This is a genomic window from Pedobacter arcticus A12 (genome assembly GCF_000302595.1).
Lineage (GTDB): Bacteria > Bacteroidota > Bacteroidia > Sphingobacteriales > Sphingobacteriaceae > Pseudopedobacter > Pseudopedobacter arcticus.
Genome location: NZ_AKZJ01000015.1, coordinates 103212 through 122836 on the forward strand (window position 1 = coordinate 103212; position 19625 = coordinate 122836).

The window sequence follows — 19625 nt, forward strand, 5'->3', positions numbered from 1 at the left end:
AATACTAAACACTATCACAACCAATATTCACTGGTAAATAAGCATTGATAGGTTTCAAACTAGACAAAGAAACCACATCAAAATGTTTAAGAATCAAAACAAGCTTACCATAAAAATTAATTCTATGCGAATAAAACAAAAACGATTTTCTTTATTCCTAATCCTAATCCTATTTCTAGGAATAAATGACTCCTTATTTGCGCAAAACACGCAAATAACAGGAAAAGTAACCGACGATCAAGGAGTCTCGATTCCTGGAGTTAGTGTCTCCGTTAAAGGTAGCTCATCTGGCGCCGTAACTGACCTTGATGGGAAATTCAACATCAGCGTTGCACCAAAAAGCACACTGATTTTTCGATTTCTTGGATTTGTAACACAAGAGTTAGCGGTAGGTGATAAACAAGTTATCAACTTAAGTATGACAGCAAGCGAAACAAGTTTAGATGAAGTTACAGTTATCGCTTACGGGCAACAGAAAAAGATTTCTATCACTGGTGCCATTAGTTCAATAAATAATGAAGAACTAATGAAGTCTCCCTTGGCCAATGTGGCTAATTCCATAGCCGGAAAAGTTACTGGACTTTCAACTATTCAATCTTCTGGCCAGCCAGGGGCGGACAACCCAGAGATTTTTGTACGTGGTGTTGCTTCTTTAAGTACAGCCCAGTCACAACCTTTAATGATTGTTGATGGTGTAGAGCGTTCTTTTATGTCTTTAGACCCCAATGAAATTGAAAGCATTTCGATACTTAAAGATGCATCTGCAACCGCAGTATATGGTGTTAGAGGTGCCAACGGAGTTATTATTGTAACCACAAGAAGAGGTAAAATAGGGAAACCAAAAATTTCTACTAGTTTTTCTACTGGTTTACAACAACCTACGCGATTGCTTGATTTTGCAGATAGTTATACATACGCACTGAGATACAACGAAGCACAGCTAAATGACAATCCAAACATCAATCCAAATACACTTAAATTTTCACCCGAGGCGATAGAGGCTTTTAGAACTGGTTCTAATCCTACCCTTTATTCCAATACAGATTGGTTAGGTTATCTTTTAAAACCTAGCGCAACGCAATTGCAAGGAAACATTAATGTTTCTGGTGGTACAGAAAAATTGAAATATTTTGCCTCTTTGGGGGTGCTGAATCAAGATGGATTATTTAAAACCTATGATTCTCAATACGATTACAATTTCTCTTTTAAAAGATATAATTATCGTTCGAACATAGATCTTCAAGTTACAAAAACCACTAAATTAGGTCTTACCATTGGTGGGCAAGTTGGTATTCGTAACCAACCTAATACGAGGGATGGTTTTAACCAACTTTTTCGAAATATTTACTGGTCAGTACCATTCTCTGGGCCAGGTTTAGTTGATGGCAAGTATATAGTTAGCGGAGAGCGTTATATAGAAGGACCAAAAAAGGATGGCTTACAAGAGTTTTATGGTCAAGGTTATACCAACATCTTAAACAACAGCTTAAATGTTGATATAGATTTAGAGCAAAAGCTTAATTTTATAAAAGGCTTAACGTTTAGAACTAAATTCGCATATAATACCGATTACGTACACAGGAAAATTCGTAATTCTTCGGTTAATACTTACGAGCCAATATACCTTAGAGATTTAGACCCAACGGCTGACCAAACAAGTGATGAAATAGTTTATAGAAGAAATGGAGTAGCAGGTAATCTGTCTTACGGCGAAGGTTACGATACAGGTAGAAATTGGTACTTCGAAGGAGGTTTGAGTTATGATAACAGCTTCGCGAAACATCACGTAGGAGGTTTGCTGTTATATAACGAGCAAAAGCTATATTATCCAAAGCAGTTTACAGATATTCCAATGGGCTTAGTAGGCTTGGTTGGACGTGTAACTTATGATTTTGACAATACTTATTTAGCCGATTTTAATATTGGATATAATGGATCAGAAAATTTTGCAAAAAATAAGCGCTTCGGGATATTTCCAGCGGTTTCTGCCGGTTGGGTAGTTACCAACGAATCTTTCATGAAAAGCCAATCTTTTATGGACTTTATGAAACTACGTGTTTCGTACGGTATAGTGGGTAATGATAGATTAGGTGGCAATAATCGACTTGCTGGTGACCGTTTCCTTTACCTGCCAAACAGTTTCAATCCTGAAGATGGAAACTACAGCTTCGGTACTGATAACCCAAAAAACGTACAGGCAGCGAGTGAAGGACAAATTGGAAATCCAAATGTGACTTGGGAAACTGCAAAAAAGCAAAACTATGGCGTTGACATGGAGTTCTTCAAAAGTAAATTAGGTGTAACCTTCGATTATTTTATCGAAAATCGTTCAGATATTTTAACATATAGAGGAACAGTACCAGGTTTTGTAGCTTATCAGCTACCAGCTGTAAATATTGGGGTAGTACAAAATAAAGGTTTCGAAGTTGAACTGAAGTGGAGTCAATCTGTTAACGATGATTTTAGATATCGTATTAGTGCCAATATGTCTCATACGAAAAATAGAATCGTTTTTAAAGATGAGGTGCCTCAGTCCGAACCTTATTTGTACAGAACAGGTAAGCCAGTTGGTCAACCGTTCGGTTACATCTTTGATAAGTTTTACAACGATGCTGATGCTGATAATGCGAGTTTACCAGACCATCAATACAACTTAAAACCAGGAGACATGGTTTACAAAGATTTAAACGGCGATGATGTGATTGATCAAAATGACCAGCAAGCAATTGGCTACCCTACGTATCCATCATATAACGCAGGTATCAACTTAGGTTTTGATTACAAAAACTTTGATTTCTCTATGTCATGGGCTGGTGCATCAAATACATCAAGACTGTTAGCAGAAACTTATCGACTAGCATTTGGAGCAACCTTAGACCGTTCTTTACTACAATACATGGCAGACGGAAGATGGACACCAGAAACTGCAGCTACCGCTACTTTCCCAAGGATGACACTTGCTGGGTCAGTCAATAATGGTAAAGATTCAGATTTTTGGCTGAGAGACGCTTCTTACCTACGCTTAAAAAATGTTGAACTCGGTTATAATTTTAAGGGAGTCTTCCTTAAAAAAATGGGAATCAGTAACTTAAGAACGTATCTGAATGGAGCAAACTTGCTGACTATATCTAAGCTTGATATTACTGACCCAGAGTCACGGACTGCCGATGATTCGGTATACCCGTTAACGAAAATATATAATGTAGGAATAAGAGTTAGTTTCTTATAGAAAACAGTTTGTAAAACTCAATTATTAAAAAAAGATTATGAAAGCAACAAGGTTAATATATATGATTGCTGTAGTAGCATTAATATCTACGAGCTGCGAAAAAGTTAAGTTCGGAAACGATTTCCTTGAGAAAGAACCCAGTGTAGATGTTACTGCGGATACCATATTTAATTCAGTTGAACTAGCTGAGCGTTATTTATGGAGTGGGTACAGAACTTTACCTTATGGTTTAAATATAAATTTTTCAGAAAAAGGCAACAAACTTGGGATGGATTTGCTGGAGTCCTTAACCGACTTGAACCAAAGTTACTTAGCTTGGGGTGGTGCAAATGAGATTTACTATACAGGCCAATACACGGCAGCTACTGAAAATTCATCTGCAGATACAAAGTACTCTTTCACCAAAGAGCAGAGTTGGGATGGTATTCGTATTGGATGGTATTTTGTTGAACATGCAGACCTCATTCCTGACTCCACACCCGAATACGTAAATCAATTAAAGGCAGAGGCGAAAATGATTATCGCACTGCATTACGTTGACATGTACCGAAATTTCGGAGGACTTCCATGGGTAGATCATGCTTATACTCCAACGGAGAATACTGATTTACCAAGATTGACCGCTAAAGAAACACTAGAAAAAATAGTAAGTCTTATCGACGAAGCAATCCCTGCGTTACCTTGGGTAATTCAAAACATCTCAACTGACGATGGGCGTTTCACTAAAGCCGCAGCTATGGGGCTTAAAGCAAGACTATTATTGTTTGCTGCAAGTCCATTATTTAATTCAGCTCAACCATATCTTGCTGGCGAAGCCGCAGATAAAAAAATGACTTGGTTTGGTGGATACGAGGCCAGTATGTGGGATAGAGCTGCCCAAGCCGCAAAAGATTTATTAGATGCTGTAGATCAAAATGGGGGTTACAGCCTTGTTAAAACCGGTAACCCACGTAAGGATTTTCAAAATGCTTACTACAAACGGGGTAACGGAGAAATTTTGATTAGTACAAGAGTAAGGTATAAATCACCGGGTTATTGGGACCAATCCTATTACTTTTATCAAAGTGCGGGCAGCTACGGAACAGCTTGTGCAACTAAAGAGTATGTAGATATGTTTCCGATGGCAAGCGGTATTCCAATAGACGCAGTTGGTTCTGGATGGAATCCAGCAGACCCATGGAAAAATAGAGACCCAAGATTATATGAAACTGTATTAGTTAATGGAGATAGTTTTCAAGGACGTCCTGCTGAATTATGGATTGGAGGCCGAGAAAGAACTAATGAAGCATTTAAAGGTTCTGCAACCGGTTTTGGGGCAAAGAAGTTTCTATTGGAAAGAACAAATGCAACTGCAATACAATCTGTGGTGCAATGGCCGTATTTACGTTTAAGCGAAATTTATTTGACTTATGCAGAAGCCTTAAATGAAGCTAAACAAGGTCCAACACCAGAGGCTTATGCCGCAATAAATAAGGTACGTAACCGTGTAGGGCTTAACGATCTTTCAGGGTTAACTTACAAACAATTTCAAGATGCAGTATTTAAAGAAAGAGCGTTAGAACTGGGTTTTGAAGAAGTACGTTGGTATGATATCGCTCGCTTGAAAAAAGAAGACATTTTCAAACAAACTCTACACGGTGTTAACACCGTAAAAAAAGTTGGTGGTGGCTTTACTTACACAACTTTTGAGCTTCCAGAACGCTACTGGAAAAATAATTTTTCTCCAAAATGGTACTTAAGTGCTTTTCCACCAAATGAGATAAACAAAGGTTATGGCTTGGTACAAAATCCTGGATGGTAATTAATAAACTCTAATCATTAGTAAATGAAAAAATATAATATAAAAAAGCTAAGTGACGGCATATTGAAAAGCAACTATCCTCTTAGTTTTAATTTCATCCGGTTTCTTAATTTATTTAGGAGGACAAACCTAGGGTTTGTGAGACCGCTTTGCCTCATGGTAATATTAGTATCTCATCAGTTAGCCTTTGGCCAGTCTAATGGAGTTAAAATAACGATTTTAGATGATTCTGGAAAGCCCTTTGAAGGTGTTGTTATTGAATCTGTAACAAATAACAAGAATTCAGTAATGACCGATAAATCTGGCGCTGCGACCTTAGATATAGCAGTCAATAGTCTCATAAGAATATCTTTTAGTGATATGCAAAAAACTATTGAAGTTAAATCAGAAACTGTTAAAGCACAGTTAAGTGTAGAAGATAAAAATATAAATCTCGGTTTTGGGACTTCTAAGTCGGTAGATGAGTTGACATCGTCTGTTGCTGTTGTATATCATAATGAGCTTGAAAAAAGTTCTTTAAATAATCCTTCTGAAAGCCTATTTGGTCAGCTTTCTGGGTTAATGGTTCAACAAAATTCTGGCGAACCATGGAACAGAAATGCAACTTTAAACGTTCGAGGTACTGGTACGCTAGGTAATAACACTCCTTTAGTACTAGTGGATGGTTTTGAGCAAGACTTAGCGTCGGTATCTTTACCAGAAATTGGAAGCGTATCTGTTTTAAAAGACGGAGCTGCTTTAGCTAGATACGGACAAAGAGGGGCAAATGGTGTTATATTGGTAACTACCAAAAGAGGAGAATACAATTCATCTAAGGTTAGTGTATCTTATGATCAAGGGTTTAATTTTGCATTTCGTAAGCCTGATTTTTTAAATGGTTATGATTATGCAAGAAGTATAAATTCTGCAAGTGTCCTTGACGGTAATGCGGCTGTTTATTCAGACCAAGATGTCAATGGTTTCAAAACAAACGAAAACCCTTTCTTACTTCCAAATGTAAATTGGTTTGATGAAACTTTAAGAGATTATGGTACTAACGCAAATTTGAATACCAGTTTTTTTGGCGGAGGAAAAACTGTCAAATACTTTGCTTTATTAAACTATCAAAATGAAAGAGGTTTGTTTGATAACACAAGCCTTGACAAAAGGTACGATAGTCAGTTAAAATATGACCGTTTAAATTTCAGAACAAATTTTGATATTGATTTAACAAAAACTACAAAATTCCTTCTTAATGTTTCAGGCAACCTAAACGGACGTAATGAACCTGGCGCTCGAGCTAGTGGAATTATGGATGCCATTTACAGTATTCCTTCCGCAGCTTTTCCTGTTAAAACTGAAAGTGGAAATTGGGGAGGTACATCTTTTTATGATAATAACCCAGTGGCTTTGGTTTCATCTACTGGTGTACGTCAGCCTAACGGAAGAAGAATTAGCGTTAATGGACAAATTTCTCAGGACTTAAGCGCATGGGTAAAGGGTTTATCTGCTGATGCTGCTGTATCGTATGATAACGGTGTTGATTATTATGAAAATAAAACAAGAACATTTTTATACGAAAATGTATCGTTTGCTCGTGATCCTGTTACAGGAGAAATAACCTTTACCAATCCTACCGTTTATGGAAGTGAAACAGATTTAAATTACGGTCAATCGTTTGGAGATCAAATACGTCTTGCAACCATTTTTGGTAAAGTAAACTATGATACTAAACTTGGTGACGGTGCTTTAAAAACATCTTTAATGTACCATCAGGATAAGCGTGTGAGAGATGGACAATACAACACATTTTTACACCAGAATATGGTGGCTTTAGCTGGCTATAGTTTAAAAAACCGCTATTTTGTTGATGGAGTTTTGTCATACAGTGGAAGCAGTGTTTTACCACAAGGTAATCGGTTCGGATTCTTCCCTGCTATTTCTGCGGGCTGGATAGTAAACCGTGAAGACTTTCTAAAAAGCAACACCGTTATAGATTATTTAAAGCTAAGAGCATCTTGGGGAATGAGTGGTAACGACATTATGTCTGCTAACCTTTCTGAACAAGCTTTTGGTAGTGGTGGTGATTACTTTTTCAACGATAATAATTCTGCTGCTGGAGGAATCCTTGAAGGTAGATTAGCAACTACCGGGTTAACGTACGAAAATTCTACAAAAACTGATATTGGGATTGATATGAATCTGTTTGGATCACTTTCCGTAACACTTGATGCTTTTTACGATATCCGAAAAAATATTTTAGTAAGCACTGGTGGCGCTATACCTACTGCCCTTGGTGTAACAGCTCCAACTTCAAATGCAGGAGAGGTTAGAAATAGAGGTGTTGAAGCCTCCATTTTATGGAGTAAAAGCACTGATAATTTTAAGTACCATATTGGAGGTAATTTTACTTTTTCTAAAAATAAGATTATCAATATGAATGAGGAATTTCAACCTTATGATTATTTAAAAGAAACCGGAAACTCAGTAGGCCAGCAATTTGGACTACAATCACTAGGCTTTTTTAAAGATCAATCCGATATTAATAATAATCCAAAACAATTATTTTCTGACGTAAGACCAGGGGATGTAAAATACAAAGATCAAAATAAAGACGGCTTTATTGATAATCTCGACATAGTGCCTATTGGTTACGCTAGTAATACTCCTGAGATGTATTATGCTTTAAATTTAGGATATGAAATGAAAGGTATTGGTTTAGATGTGGTATTGCAAGGCATCGCTAATAAAACTGTGTTTTTGAATACTAAAAGTGTTTTCTGGCCTTTACGTGGAAATACTTCAATTTCTAGTTTTTCAAATAACAGTTGGACACCCACAACGGCAGAAACAGCAACTTTACCAAGGTTAACATTGTTAGAAAATGCTAATAATTACCGTAAAAATGATATTTGGTTAACTAGTGGGGACTATTTGAAGTTAAGACGTGTTGATCTTTACTATAACTTTCCTCAAGGTTTAGTTAAAAAAATAAAATTAGAAAAGGCACAATTATACGTTCGTGGATCAAACCTGTTTTCTTCTGATAATATAAAGGTTACAGACCCAGAATCTATAGGCATTGATTATCCATCACTTGCTACGTACAACCTTGGAATTAAACTTGAGTTTTAAAAATAAGTAGATATGAAAATATTAAAATATATAAAATACGGCTTACTTACTTTATTGCCATTAACCTTTAGTAATTGTAGCTACTTGAAGTATGACGAAACATCTTTCAATCGAGAGGATGATGTATTTAGCGACTTTGGACGTACTAAAAACTTTTTGAGTGGTATTTATGCTTACTTACCCACAGATTTCAATAGTATTGAAGGGGCCATGCGCTCATCTGCCACTGACGAGTCGGAATACGTATCAGATCTTTCTGATGTTCAAAGATTTAATCAAGGCCGGTTTAGTCCACTTCAGCCCGTTGATAACGTTTGGGGTCAAATGTATTCTGGCATTAGAGCTGCAAATTTGTTTCTTGAAAAAACTAAAGATCAAAAATATCTCGAGGATCAATACAACTTAAATTACAGCGAGACAATTGCGCAGTTTAAAAATTATCCTTATGAGGCTAGATTTCTGAGAGCATTTTTTTACTTTGAATTAGCTAAAAGATATAATAATGTACCGCTAATTACAAAGACACTAACCCCAGAAGAAGCTAAAGGAGTAAAACAGAACACCTTTAACGAGATTGTTAATTTTATTGTAAGCGAGTGCGATGATATTGCGATAAGTTTACCAAAGACTTACGTAGGCTTTTCTTCCGTATCTGAAACCGGCCGAGCCACCAAAGGTGCTGCTTTAGCATTAAAAGCTCGTACTTTATTATATGCGGCAAGTTTTTTACACAACCCCACCAAAGAAAAAGCATTATGGGTAAAAGCTGCGGTTGCTGCTAAGGAAGTGATGGATTTAACCGCCTATACCTTAGAGCCAAACTACTCCAATATCCCAAATAATTATAAAAGTAAAGAACTGATTTTGGAGAGACGTCAGGGTGCTTCAAACGATTTTGAAAAAAGGAACTTCCCGATAGGCTACGAAGGTGGGAATACAGGGAACTGTCCGTCCCAAAACTTAGTTGATGCTTATGAAATGAAGAGCAATGGACTCCCAATAACTGATGCTTTGTCTGGTTATAGTCCTATGAATCCTTATGCGGGAAGAGACCCAAGGTTAGAAAAAACTATAATCGTAAATGGCTCAACTTGGAAAAGTCAAATTGTGAAAAGTTATGTTGGTGGAGCAAACGGAAAACCTAAAACAAATGCAACAAAAACAGGATATTATTTAAAAAAGCATGTGGTAGAGATTGTTAATTTACTGCCAACTAACACCACCACTAGAGAGCATTCATGGGTTTTGTTTCGCTATGGAGAGATTCTGTTGGACTATGCTGAAGCGATGAACGAGGCTTATGGTCCAGAAGACGCGTCCACTCTTGGTAAAACTGCGCTTCAGGCTGTAAACGAAATAAGGTTTAGAGCAGGTATGCCTAACTTTCCTGCGGGTTTAACTCAAGCTAAGTTCCAAGAAAAACTACGTAATGAGCGTATGGTGGAACTTGCTTTTGAAGATCACCGTTTCTGGGATGTACGTCGTTGGAAAATAGGCGCACAAACTAGTGATATTTATCAAATGGAGATTACACCGGCAACATCAGGTCCAGGTTTCGTTTACGAGAAAAAAATACTGGAAGTAAGACCTTTTGAAGATAGAATGAACTTTTATCCAATACCACAAGCTGAAATTAATAAGAATCCAAATTTAGTACAGAATACTGGTTGGTAGTTTAAAGTAAAATAACAATAATAACACTGGGTTGCATTAAACAATCTTTTAATATTAGGTGTATGATGATGAGTAAAAAATTAACACTTGTTTTAGTTTGCTTGTGTTTGGTTAAGTTGGTTTACGCTCAGTCATCTGCACCTAATATTATTGTTATTTTGGCAGATGACTTAGGTTACGCTGATGTAGGGTTTACTGGTTGTAAAGATATACCAACCCCAAATATTGATAAAATAGCAAAAAGCGGAGTTGTATTTACCAAAGCTTATGTAAGTTATGCCGTTTGTGGCCCAAGTAGAGCGGGGTTAATTACAGGTAGATATCAAGATAAGTTTGGCTTTTCAGATAATCCTTTGATGGCACCAAATGACCCCACAATGGGCTTGCCCTTAACCGAGCAAACACTGGGCGATTTAGTAAAGCAAAAACAATATTCAACGGTTGCAATTGGTAAATGGCATTTAGGAGCACACCAAACCTTAAGACCAAACAAAAGAGGTTTTGATGAATTTTATGGGTTCTTAAGTGGTGGACATGACTACTTACCAGAGAATTTTATATTCAATGACCTTTCCGAAGTTAAAAGCCAATTTGATGCTTATAAAGCCAATTTATTAAGAAACAACCAAAGAGTTAAAGAAACAGCTTACCTAACGGATGCTTTGTCCCGCGAAGCTGTTGATTTTGTTGCTAGAAATAACAATAAGCCATTCCTATTATACTTAGCATATAACGCACCTCACGCCCCTTTACAAGCAACAAAAAAATACCTCGACAGGTTTGAAAACATTAGAGATGTAAAAAGAAAAACTTATGCGGCAATGGTTAGTGCCATGGATGATGGCATAGGGTCACTTTTGACAAAACTTGACGAATTAAAACTCTCTGAAAATACAATCATATTCTTTCTTTCAGATAATGGAGGACCAAGTCATGTTAACGCATCAAGTAATTTACCTTTCAGAGGAGAAAAAGGAAGTTTTTTTGAAGGAGGCGTTCATGTTCCGTTTGCCATGCAATGGAAAGGACATATTACAGCCGGTCGAACTTATAATAATCCGGTAAGTTCACTAGATATTTTCGCAACAGTTGCTGCAGTAGCAGATGCTAAACCAAAAAATAATTTAGATGGCGTAAATTTAATTCCGTTTATAACCCAGCATAATAAAGGCGTTCCGCACACTCAGTTATATTGGAGAAATCATAAAACAAATCGTTTAGCAGTAGTTACCGCAGAAACTAAATTAATTACAGAAAAAGATAAAAAGCCAATGCTTTTCAATCTTAAAAATGACATTAGCGAAACCAATAATATAGCTGAGTTAAGTGCCAATCAAAATTTGTTAAAAGATTTAGATCTTAAAATCATTCAGTGGCAAAACCTACTGTTAGAGCCGAAATTTGAGGGTTTATTAGACGATAAAAAATACACGAGTGAGCATCCTGAAAGATGGATTATTAAAGATAATAAATAGACAGGAGTATGAGAGTTTTAGTCAAAAGTACAGGAATTACTTTATTGTTTTTACTGGTGTTTCAAATTAGTTTCGCCACTAGCTATTATATCCACCCTAAACTTGGGAATGATAGTAATGTTGGAACTTCTCAAAAGTTTCCTTTTCAAACATTAGCCAAGATCCAAAAAATCAAGCTTCTGCCCGGCGACCAGGTTTTTTTGGCTAACGGACAGTTATATTCAGGGACTTTAATCATCAAAAACCAACAAGGTCTTCTTGGGCATCCAATAAAGGTCAATTCTATTAACTGGGATAATGAAAAATCATTTCAGAATGCTGTGATAGATTTTAAAGGACAAGCAAACGGTATCCTCCTTCAAGATTGTAATTTTATTGAAGTTTCAAATTTACAACTGACGGGAAACGGTTATCAGATACCAGACGATTCCCAGAAAATGCGGTGTGGAGTTTTAATTGATAATGTTGACCAAGCTTTAATGACTGGTATGAGTTTAAATAATCTAACTATACACGATGTATTTTTTGAAAACCCGTTTTATGAAAGAGGAACCGAAGAAGTTAAAAGTGCAAATGGCACACAAAAATATGGTTGGGGAATTAGGTTAACCAGCCATAAACCTTTAAACAAGATTAAAAATATTGAAATCAGCAATTGTACCGTAACAGATGTTAGCCATACAGGAATTAAGCTTACCGGTTTGGGAAAAAACATTACAGATGTAAGGGTAATTGGTAACCGCGTTTATAGATCTGGCGGGCCAGGTATACAAATGTCTGGTGTAGCAAATGTTTACGTGGCTAATAATATAGTCGCCCATTCTGGTAGTAACGATGATAGCAGAAAATGGGGACGTGGCAGTGGACTATGGACATGGGATTCATCAAATATTTTAATAGAGAAAAATCAATTTCTGTACGCTAATGGCCCAGGAGATTCTGCCGGCGCTCATATTGATTTCAACTGTGATAATGTTTTTATTCAGTATAATTTAAGTGCTTATAATGCCGGTGGCTTTTGCGAAATCCTGGGTAACAACTATAATTGCGCATATAGGTATAATGTAAGCGTAAACGATGGCTACCGCGTAAAAGGAAAAAATGGGGCGTTCCAAGAAGGTAAAACATTGTGGCTAAGTGGCTTTGTTGGTGAAAAGCAAGCTAGAAAAGGCCCCGTGAATACCTATATCTACAATAATACTATTTATTGTGATTCTACCATTTTACCTAAAATGGCGTTGGATAATACAAGTTCATCTATTTTAATTGCTAACAACATTTTCTATACAAAAAACAATATTAAAATGGTTTTAGGAGATCAATATAAGCCAGATACCAAAACAGGATTGATTGCTAAAAATATCATCTTTGAAAACAATCTTTTCTCAAAAGCTTCTACATGGCCAGCCGAGGCATTGTTTTCGGATAATCATCCAACCATTGGCAATCCTGATTTTGTAAATGTTAATCAGTTAAACTTAATAAACTTCACGCCCCAAAATACTGCAGTCTTCAAAAATAAAGGGACAGCTGTCAAAGAGTTTCCTTTTAATGAGAAAAAACTAAACTTCAACCTTGAAATGAAACAAGACATTTTGGGTAAAGATATCATTGGCTCGCCTAGTATCGGAGCTATTCAGTAAGTTAATAAAACGTTAAACTATGATACCATTGCAACAAAAAAGCTTTAAATATTTAGTAGGAAGTGTCTTACTTTTTACACTGCCGTTTATACTGCCATCATGCAAGCAAAAAAATGATGCAGCGCAAAACAAGCCTAATATTATCATTATTTACGCAGATGATTTAGGTTATGGGGATTTAAGTTGTTATGGCGCTACTGCAGTAAAAACACCCAATATTGATGCTTTAGCTGCAAATGGAATGAAGTTTACAGATGCGCATTGCGCAGCGTCTACCTGTACACCATCAAGGTACGCGTTGCTTACTGGAAGTTATGCTTTCAGAAACAATGCTGCGATTTTACCTGGTGATGCTCCTTTAATCATAGACCCAAACCAAGAAACCGTTCCAAGTATGCTTAAAAAAGCCGGCTACGTTACAGGCGCTATCGGTAAATGGCATTTAGGTATGGGAAATGGAAAGCCTAATTGGAACGATTCAATAGCTCCTGGCCCTATAGAAGTGGGATTTGACTATAGTTTTTTAATGCCCGCAACTTTAGATAGGGTGCCAACCGTTTATGTGGAAAACCACCATGTAGTAAACCTAGATTTAGCAGATCCAATCGAAGTCAATTATGATAAAAAGGTAGGTAACGATCCAACAGGTTTAGAGCATCCAGAAATGTTAAAAATGTTGGCAGATACGCAACACAGCGGTACCATTGTGAACGGAATTAGCAGAATAGGTTTTATGAAAGGGGGCCATAAAGCTTATTGGAAAGACGAAGAAATTTCTACGGTATTGAACAATAAAACCACCGAATTTATAAAGAAAAATAAAGATCAACCCTTCTTTTTATATTATGCTTTGCCAAACATTCATGTTCCAAGAGCACCGAATGTGAAGTTTGTAGGCTCCACAACTATGGGTAGACGTGGTGATGATATTGTACAAATGGATTGGGTAGTTGGAGAGTTAATGAAGACCTTGAAAGACCTTAATTTAGAGGAAAATACTTTAGTGATTTTTACCAGCGATAACGGACCTGTTTTAGATGATGGATATGCAGATGAGGCAGTCGCCAAAATCGGGGATCACAAACCAGCGGGAATTTATAAAGGAGGTAAATATAGTGCTTACGAAGGTGGCACTAGAATGCCCACTATAGCATTTTGGCCCAACAAAATTAAAAAAGGAGAGAGTGACGCTTTGTTTAGTCAAGTCGATTTTTTTGCTTCTTTTGCAAAATTAGTTGGATTAAGTGATTTTAAAGAAGGTACCGCTCCTGATAGCAAGGATATGTTGCAAGTTATATTAGGAAATTCAAAAACTGGTCGGCAAGAAATGCTAGAAGAATCTTTTACCATGGGAGTTAGGTTTGATGAATGGAAGTATATTGCTCCACAAACATCTAAAGCACCAGATTGGCTGAAGAATAAAGACATAGAAATAGGTCTAAAAACCGAACCTCAGTTGTTTAATTTAAATAACGACCCGGCAGAAGCTTATAATCTCGCAGAACAATATCCTGATAAGGTTGAAAAGTTCTCAGATCTGATAAATAATATTATAGCGAAAAAATAGTAATTATTGTATTTAATAATTTTAGAAGATGAATCTATTTGTGATTTTTTTAATGATGCTCTCAATATTTGTTTTGCCCAAAAGTCAACTTAGGAAAGCTAATAGTGAGATTGCTTTGGTCGGCGACTCGACTATTAATAAAGCTCCGGGTTTTACTTTAGTTTGGTCAGACGAGTTTAATAAAGATGGATTTCCAGATACTACAAAGTGGAATTTTGAAAAAGGCTTTGTTCGTAACTCAGAAGCGCAGTGGTATCAAAAAGAAAATGCTAGTTGTTTAGATGGCTATTTAGTAATTACTGGAAAAAAAGAGCATAAAAAAAATCTAAATTATATAGCGGGTAGTGAGAACTGGCGTACTAATCGAGAATATATTGAATACACCTCCGCAAGCTTAAAACAAAAAAAAGAGTTCGCTTTTAAGTACGGGAGAGTAATAATAAGAGCAAAAATCATCGCGTCTCAAGGCTTATGGCCTGCCATTTGGACTGTGGGCGTATCTGGTAATTGGCCTTACAATGGCGAGTGCGACATAATGGAGTATTATAAAGGAGGGTTACATGCTAATTTTGCTCACGGCAGTCTAAATCCAAATAAACCTGTTTGGAATTCAGTTTTCAAAAAAATGGAGACTTTTGATAACTCAAAATGGGATGAAGATTTCCATGTCTGGCGTTTAGATTGGAACAAAGACAGTATGGAAATTTATGTTGATGACTTATTACTGAACAGCATAAAATTATCAGAAACCCATAACTTAACCAACGGGATTAATCCTTTTAGGCAAGCCCATTATTTACGTTTAAATTTAGCGCTAGGAGGCGATAGTGGTGGAAGTTTATCCGAAACGCATCTACCATCACAATACTTAATTGATTATGTTAGAGTCTACCAATATACCCTCAATGAATGAGCAGTGACCAAATTTACCGCTTAGTTTGACGAGTAATACAACACCATAAGCACTTGCAAGTTCTGATAGTTACACTTGCTATTTCTAGCATGTAAACCAATGTATTATTATGAAACGAACTGGATAAAAACAGTAAAAATGAATATTTTATCAATCGTAGTCTTTAGCTTGATTTCTTTTGCCTATACAAAGAAAGAGGATACAGGCAAACCTAATTTAGTTGATACTCCACTGGTTATTTCACCACCGACATCTGAAGGTAAAGAAAAGGTTTTCCCGTTTTCAAGGCTCGGCCCAAACGGGTGAGCAAGTTGATTTGAACGCGTTAACTACTCTTGTTAAAAACTTAAGTCTTTTACGTCTCTAATGTAATTTCTGTTTACATCACGCAGTTCTTCCAATCTTTCTTTATATTTTGGATTTTCTACCAAATTATTAGACTCCCAAGGATTTTTTTCTAAATCATAAAGTGCCTCAACAGGTTGGGGCAGGTAATAATTGTTAAGCTCTGGCGAAGCTTTGGCATGTAAAAGATTTTTATATTTATCTGGAGCGTAAACAATAAATGGTACATGATGTCCGGTATCATAAGGAAAGGCCTTACCTCTTGGTAAAAATCCGCCATGATCATAGAAGAAGAATACAATGGTGTTTTCAAGTATTTTTCGCTTTCTTAAGTCATCTAAAAATACACCCACCTACTTATCGATGTTTTGTAAGTCCTCTAAATGCAATGCATAATCTGATCTTACTTCATGAAAATCAGGAACAGGCGGAGGTAATATTACTGTTTTTGGGTCCACAGCACATTTGATACGCTTATCAATCCTTACTGTTGTCATCCTACTCATATCGGTAGAAAGATTATTAAACTGGTCGTAACGGCTTCCCCTGTCGGGTTGTGTCGCTATACGTAGCGTTCTTATTGTTGCGTGACCATGTTTCTTTAACCAAACTCTTAGTCTCTTTTCCGGCTATGTTATAATCCATTTTACTGTTGTTAACAGTGAAATAACCGTCATCGGTCAATTTTTAAGCAAGAAGTATTGCTCGTGTTGCAAATGTGGACCTCGGTGCAAATCATTGCCGTAAACCGTAGCCTGTTGTACCACTAGTTAACATGGAGCGGGCAGGGGAGCAATATGGCGCATTGGCATAAGCCTTATGAAACACTACTCCATAGGAAGCCATCCAATCTAGGTTTGTGGTTTTAATACTTTGATTTCCGTAGGCAGGGAAAAGGTAAGGAGAGGTGTCCTCGATGACTAAAAATAAAACATTTGGTTTTTCAAACTGCGAATAGCCAAAACTCGCCATAAAAAACAGTTGAAAAACAATAAGATGTTTTTTCATTTTCTATGGATTTTATAAAATTAGGTGTAATCGTTTTTTTATTCTCATTTATTTAAGGGGTATTTTTTGATATCCCAAAATGATTTTTAAAAACTGGTCCCAATTTTATTTTTTTTCTTTTCTTTTTTGTTCGTGTAGCGTTCTGTATTTAATCGGTTTATTCTGCATTAGTGTTTTCGTCAGATTCCAAGTAAATGGCATCCAGTCCTTGCCTTCGTCCCAAAGCGGAGGCATCATTTTTGATTCCCAATTTTTATAAGCGCTCATTATTTCATCAAAAATTTTCTTATTCGTTTTTGAGATGTCTTTGGTTTCCCCTAAATCATTTTTTAGGTTGTACATTACGGAGCCATAGCGTTCTAGTGAAATTAGCTTTTGGTCGCCTATACGGGCAGATGACTCTTCCAATTTCCTCCAGAAAAGCATGTGATGTGGTACTCCTGTTTTTTTGTCCATTAAAAAAGGCAACAGGTTAGCTCCATCCAATAATAAACCAGTTGGTTTGGTAATTCCACCGGCTGCTAAAGAAGTCGGGAAAATATCCAAAGAAGAACTTAATCCGTTAAATTTAACTCCACCCTTAATTTTAGCCGGCCAGCTTACTACAAAAGGTACGCGGTGTCCGCCTTCAAATTCGTTTCCTTTAAATCCTTTAAGTGGGCCGTTTTTTGAAGTATTCTCTGGAGAACCTCCATTATCACTTAAAAAGTAAATTAAGGTGTTGTCTCTAATTCCTAAATCCTCTAATTTATGAATAAGTTTCCCCACGTTTTCATCCAAGGACCAAGTCATAGCTGCTAATTCTTGTCTGGGATGATTTTTAAACCTTTCCAAATCTTCAGTTTTAGCTTCCATTGGCGTATGTACAGCGTTAAATGCCAAGTACATAAAAAATGGTTCATCTTTACTTTGCTCAGCATATTTTACAGCTTCATCGCCTAAAATATCCGTCATGTACCCTGCATGTTCTACATTTCTACCGTTATGTTGAAGCATTTTATCTTCAGAAGGGTTTTTAATTTCAAAATACGAACGGCTGCCAGCAAGAAAGCCATAAAAATCATCAAAACCACGTTGGTTGGGTTGATCGCTAACCGCACTTCCTAAATGCCATTTTCCAAGTGCATAGGTTTTATAGCCATTAGTTTTCATCATATCTGCCATGGTTTTTACATCATCACTTAGTCCAAATTTTCCGGTTCCGTTAGCTTCAAACCCAAACCTTTGCTGGTATTTACCGGTCATAAGCCCCGCTCGTGAGGGGGCGCAAACCGTTGAGCTAACATGGGCATCTGTAAATACAACGCCACCTTCAGCAAGTTTGTCAATATTTGGAGTTTTTAAATCTTCACTTCCCATAAATCCAAAATCTATGTAGCCAGCGTCGTCTGCCAAAATAATGATCACATTAGGTTTGTTAGTTTTACTGGATGAGTGTTGAGATGCATTCGTATTGTTTACAGTTTTTTTAGAGGAGCAGGAGATTAATAAAAGGCAAATTGCCACAACTTGACTCCATTTGATAGTGTTATTCATGTGTTATTGTTTTTGTCTATTTTAATTTATAAATGGGAATTAAGAGTTGAAATAGATTTAGTAAAGTTGTGAAAACTAGAAAAAAATCGGTTAAGGTGTTAATTTAAGCGCCTGATAGTCAGTGAGTTTTTAGTGTCACGAAGCGTAGCGTGAGTTTCAAAATCGGATTTAAAACTAAATTAACAGGAGCAAATGCGTTAGTGTGAGAATTCTTCGGTTTATCTATTGCTAAAGTAGATTGTACAATAAATTAAATAAACGGAAGCTGTAATTTTTTTTTCATTTTGAATTAATTTGGGTTAAAAAACATAATTGGTTATATAGCAAGCTTCTATTATCAAATATAATCTAATCTTAGACTAAGAAACAGGCAGATTAATTCAAATTTAGGGGTTTTATAATTCAAAGTTTGGTTTGTAATTCAAGCACATTTATATAAAATTTAGTATTGATTTCTTTTAATTTATATAAACCTAAAACAACTAAAAATTTAATTTATGGATAAAACTGGTTTATAAAGTTATAATATAAATTCATCGATCCTAATTGTTTTTGGCTCATTGCTCAATATATGTTTTCAGTGTAGGGAGATTGGAACTTACTTTTATTGAGTATCATCAACAACTGATAAACTTAAACGGGTTTTAAAATCTTGTGCAGCAGATTTAACGTTATAAGACAACTTATTTTTATTGAGTAAATAATCAATATCATTTAAGAATTTAGCTCTATTTGGAATATAGGTGATATTATTGGTGGTCATAAGGGTTGATATTTTATTTTTTATTAGCAATAAATTCTTTAATCTTTATTTCCGCAGGCTGATAATTAAAATTGGCAAACAGTACTGTAGAAATGGTAGACATCTTTGTTATAGAGTCCTTCAAAATATCATAGCAATTTAATCCCCCTGATTTTGTCCCGATCCATAAAACATTATCCCTCCCTTCTTCTATTACTTCCACAGCTTGGCTACTAAGGTTATTTTTAGAATTTGGCGAACTTCGAATTATTCTGAATTCATTACACTTATTTAGCCCTCCTCTAGTTCCTATCCATAAAAAGCCATATTTATCTTGATGTAGGGCTGTAATTTCATTGTTTACTAATCCATTTCTATTGTAAATAATGAGCTCCTTCCTATTTGCGAAAAAGTATGGGTAATAATAAAGATTAATAAAAGTAAAATAATGCCCCTCATCCTCTAAAACTTACACAACTAGAAGAAAAATTATTGAACTATTTAACTCAAGTAAATCATAATTGGTGTTAAACCAATAGTGTCCTAAACGTTTAGGAATAGGATAAAAAACACGTGTT

Annotated in this window: 16 protein-coding genes and 1 pseudogene; 9 read left to right on the plus strand and 8 right to left on the minus strand. The window is 36.1% G+C overall.

Annotation, left to right across the window (positions count from 1 at the left end):
- The first annotated feature begins 124 nt into the window (after window positions 1-124).
- The 9 genes from B176_RS0101255 (at window position 125) to B176_RS0101295 (ending at window position 15722) form a co-directional block, all read left to right on the plus strand.
- A complete protein-coding gene (locus B176_RS0101255) occupies window positions 125-3229 on the plus strand; it encodes a SusC/RagA family TonB-linked outer membrane protein (RefSeq protein WP_026063079.1) in 3105 nt (1034 codons plus the stop codon).
- A 37-nt stretch (window positions 3230-3266) separates the two neighbouring features.
- Window positions 3267-5030 carry a RagB/SusD family nutrient uptake outer membrane protein gene (locus B176_RS0101260; protein ID WP_017256963.1) on the plus strand — a complete coding sequence of 588 codons (1764 nt, stop codon included), beginning with the start codon at window positions 3267-3269 and terminating at the stop codon, window positions 5028-5030.
- A gap of 156 nt (window positions 5031-5186) precedes the next feature.
- Window positions 5187-8144, plus strand: a complete 2958-nt coding sequence (locus tag B176_RS0101265; RefSeq protein ID WP_017256964.1) for a SusC/RagA family TonB-linked outer membrane protein — start codon at window positions 5187-5189, stop codon at window positions 8142-8144.
- A 12-nt stretch (window positions 8145-8156) separates the two neighbouring features.
- Complete coding sequence (locus B176_RS0101270; protein ID WP_017256965.1) at window positions 8157-9818, plus strand: RagB/SusD family nutrient uptake outer membrane protein; 1662 nt, start codon at window positions 8157-8159, stop codon at window positions 9816-9818.
- A 62-nt stretch (window positions 9819-9880) separates the two neighbouring features.
- Window positions 9881-11293, plus strand: a complete 1413-nt coding sequence (locus B176_RS0101275; protein ID WP_202803324.1) for a sulfatase-like hydrolase/transferase — start codon at window positions 9881-9883, stop codon at window positions 11291-11293.
- An 8-nt stretch (window positions 11294-11301) separates the two neighbouring features.
- Window positions 11302-12936 carry a right-handed parallel beta-helix repeat-containing protein gene (locus B176_RS0101280; protein WP_017256967.1) on the plus strand — a complete coding sequence of 545 codons (1635 nt, stop codon included), beginning with the start codon at window positions 11302-11304 and terminating at the stop codon, window positions 12934-12936.
- Between the two features lie 19 nt (window positions 12937-12955).
- Window positions 12956-14503, plus strand: coding sequence for a sulfatase family protein (locus tag B176_RS0101285; RefSeq protein ID WP_017256968.1), 1548 nt, complete (start codon window positions 12956-12958; stop codon window positions 14501-14503).
- 52 nt (window positions 14504-14555) lie between these two features.
- Complete coding sequence (locus tag B176_RS0101290) at window positions 14556-15416, plus strand: glycoside hydrolase family 16 protein (RefSeq protein ID WP_237739783.1); 861 nt, start codon at window positions 14556-14558, stop codon at window positions 15414-15416.
- Between the two features lie 138 nt (window positions 15417-15554).
- The gene (locus tag B176_RS0101295; protein ID WP_154647851.1) at window positions 15555-15722 is read left to right on the plus strand and encodes a hypothetical protein; all 168 of its coding nucleotides are present in this window, start codon (window positions 15555-15557) and stop codon (window positions 15720-15722) included.
- A 32-nt stretch (window positions 15723-15754) separates the two neighbouring features.
- Here the strand turns inward: B176_RS0101295 and B176_RS20060 are convergent, their stop codons facing one another.
- From B176_RS20060 to B176_RS21560, 8 genes and pseudogenes are all read right to left on the minus strand, one after another.
- A complete protein-coding gene (locus B176_RS20060; RefSeq protein WP_026063082.1) occupies window positions 15755-16114 on the minus strand; it encodes a sulfatase-like hydrolase/transferase in 360 nt (119 codons plus the stop codon).
- Complete coding sequence (locus B176_RS20850; protein ID WP_154647852.1) at window positions 16115-16267, minus strand: hypothetical protein; 153 nt, start codon at window positions 16265-16267, stop codon at window positions 16115-16117. It abuts the gene before it with no gap.
- Window positions 16268-16283: 16 nt separating this feature from the next.
- The gene (locus B176_RS21465; RefSeq protein ID WP_262495904.1) at window positions 16284-16406 is read right to left on the minus strand and encodes a hypothetical protein; all 123 of its coding nucleotides are present in this window, start codon (window positions 16404-16406) and stop codon (window positions 16284-16286) included.
- A 90-nt stretch (window positions 16407-16496) separates the two neighbouring features.
- Complete coding sequence (locus B176_RS20065) at window positions 16497-16769, minus strand: sulfatase-like hydrolase/transferase (protein ID WP_026063083.1); 273 nt, start codon at window positions 16767-16769, stop codon at window positions 16497-16499.
- Between the two features lie 105 nt (window positions 16770-16874).
- Entirely contained in the window at window positions 16875-18305 is a 1431-nt protein-coding gene (locus B176_RS0101315) for a sulfatase-like hydrolase/transferase (RefSeq protein WP_017256971.1), read from the minus strand.
- Between the two features lie 604 nt (window positions 18306-18909).
- Complete coding sequence (locus B176_RS20855) at window positions 18910-19068, minus strand: hypothetical protein (protein WP_017256972.1); 159 nt, start codon at window positions 19066-19068, stop codon at window positions 18910-18912.
- Window positions 19069-19081: 13 nt separating this feature from the next.
- Window positions 19082-19270 (minus strand): hypothetical protein, encoded by a 189-nt coding sequence (locus tag B176_RS21330; protein ID WP_237739784.1) that lies wholly within the window; start codon window positions 19268-19270, stop codon window positions 19082-19084.
- An 84-nt stretch (window positions 19271-19354) separates the two neighbouring features.
- Window positions 19355-19483, minus strand: a pseudogene (locus B176_RS21560) (two-component regulator propeller domain-containing protein); the annotation flags it as partial.
- Window positions 19484-19625: the final 142 nt, after the last annotated feature.

Bases quoted from the DNA above. Each gene is read 5' to 3' on its own strand.
- B176_RS0101255 (WP_026063079.1), top strand. From the start codon at position 125: ATGCGAATAAAACAAAAACGATTTTCTTTATTCCTAATCCTAATCCTA.
- B176_RS0101260 (WP_017256963.1), top strand. From the start codon at position 3,267: ATGAAAGCAACAAGGTTAATATATATGATTGCTGTAGTAGCATTAATA.
- B176_RS0101265 (WP_017256964.1), top strand. From the start codon at position 5,187: ATGGTAATATTAGTATCTCATCAGTTAGCCTTTGGCCAGTCTAATGGA.
- B176_RS0101270 (WP_017256965.1), top strand. From the start codon at position 8,157: ATGAAAATATTAAAATATATAAAATACGGCTTACTTACTTTATTGCCA.
- B176_RS0101275 (WP_202803324.1), top strand. From the start codon at position 9,881: ATGATGATGAGTAAAAAATTAACACTTGTTTTAGTTTGCTTGTGTTTG.
- B176_RS0101280 (WP_017256967.1), top strand. From the start codon at position 11,302: ATGAGAGTTTTAGTCAAAAGTACAGGAATTACTTTATTGTTTTTACTG.
- B176_RS0101285 (WP_017256968.1), top strand. From the start codon at position 12,956: ATGATACCATTGCAACAAAAAAGCTTTAAATATTTAGTAGGAAGTGTC.
- B176_RS0101290 (WP_237739783.1), top strand. From the start codon at position 14,556: ATGATGCTCTCAATATTTGTTTTGCCCAAAAGTCAACTTAGGAAAGCT.
- B176_RS0101295 (WP_154647851.1), top strand. From the start codon at position 15,555: ATGAATATTTTATCAATCGTAGTCTTTAGCTTGATTTCTTTTGCCTAT.
- B176_RS20850 (WP_154647852.1), bottom strand. From the start codon at position 16,267: ATGAGTAGGATGACAACAGTAAGGATTGATAAGCGTATCAAATGTGCT.
- B176_RS21465 (WP_262495904.1), bottom strand. From the start codon at position 16,406: ATGGATTATAACATAGCCGGAAAAGAGACTAAGAGTTTGGTTAAAGAA.
- B176_RS20065 (WP_026063083.1), bottom strand. From the start codon at position 16,769: ATGAAAAAACATCTTATTGTTTTTCAACTGTTTTTTATGGCGAGTTTT.
- B176_RS0101315 (WP_017256971.1), bottom strand. From the start codon at position 18,305: ATGAATAACACTATCAAATGGAGTCAAGTTGTGGCAATTTGCCTTTTA.
- B176_RS20855 (WP_017256972.1), bottom strand. From the start codon at position 19,068: ATGACCACCAATAATATCACCTATATTCCAAATAGAGCTAAATTCTTA.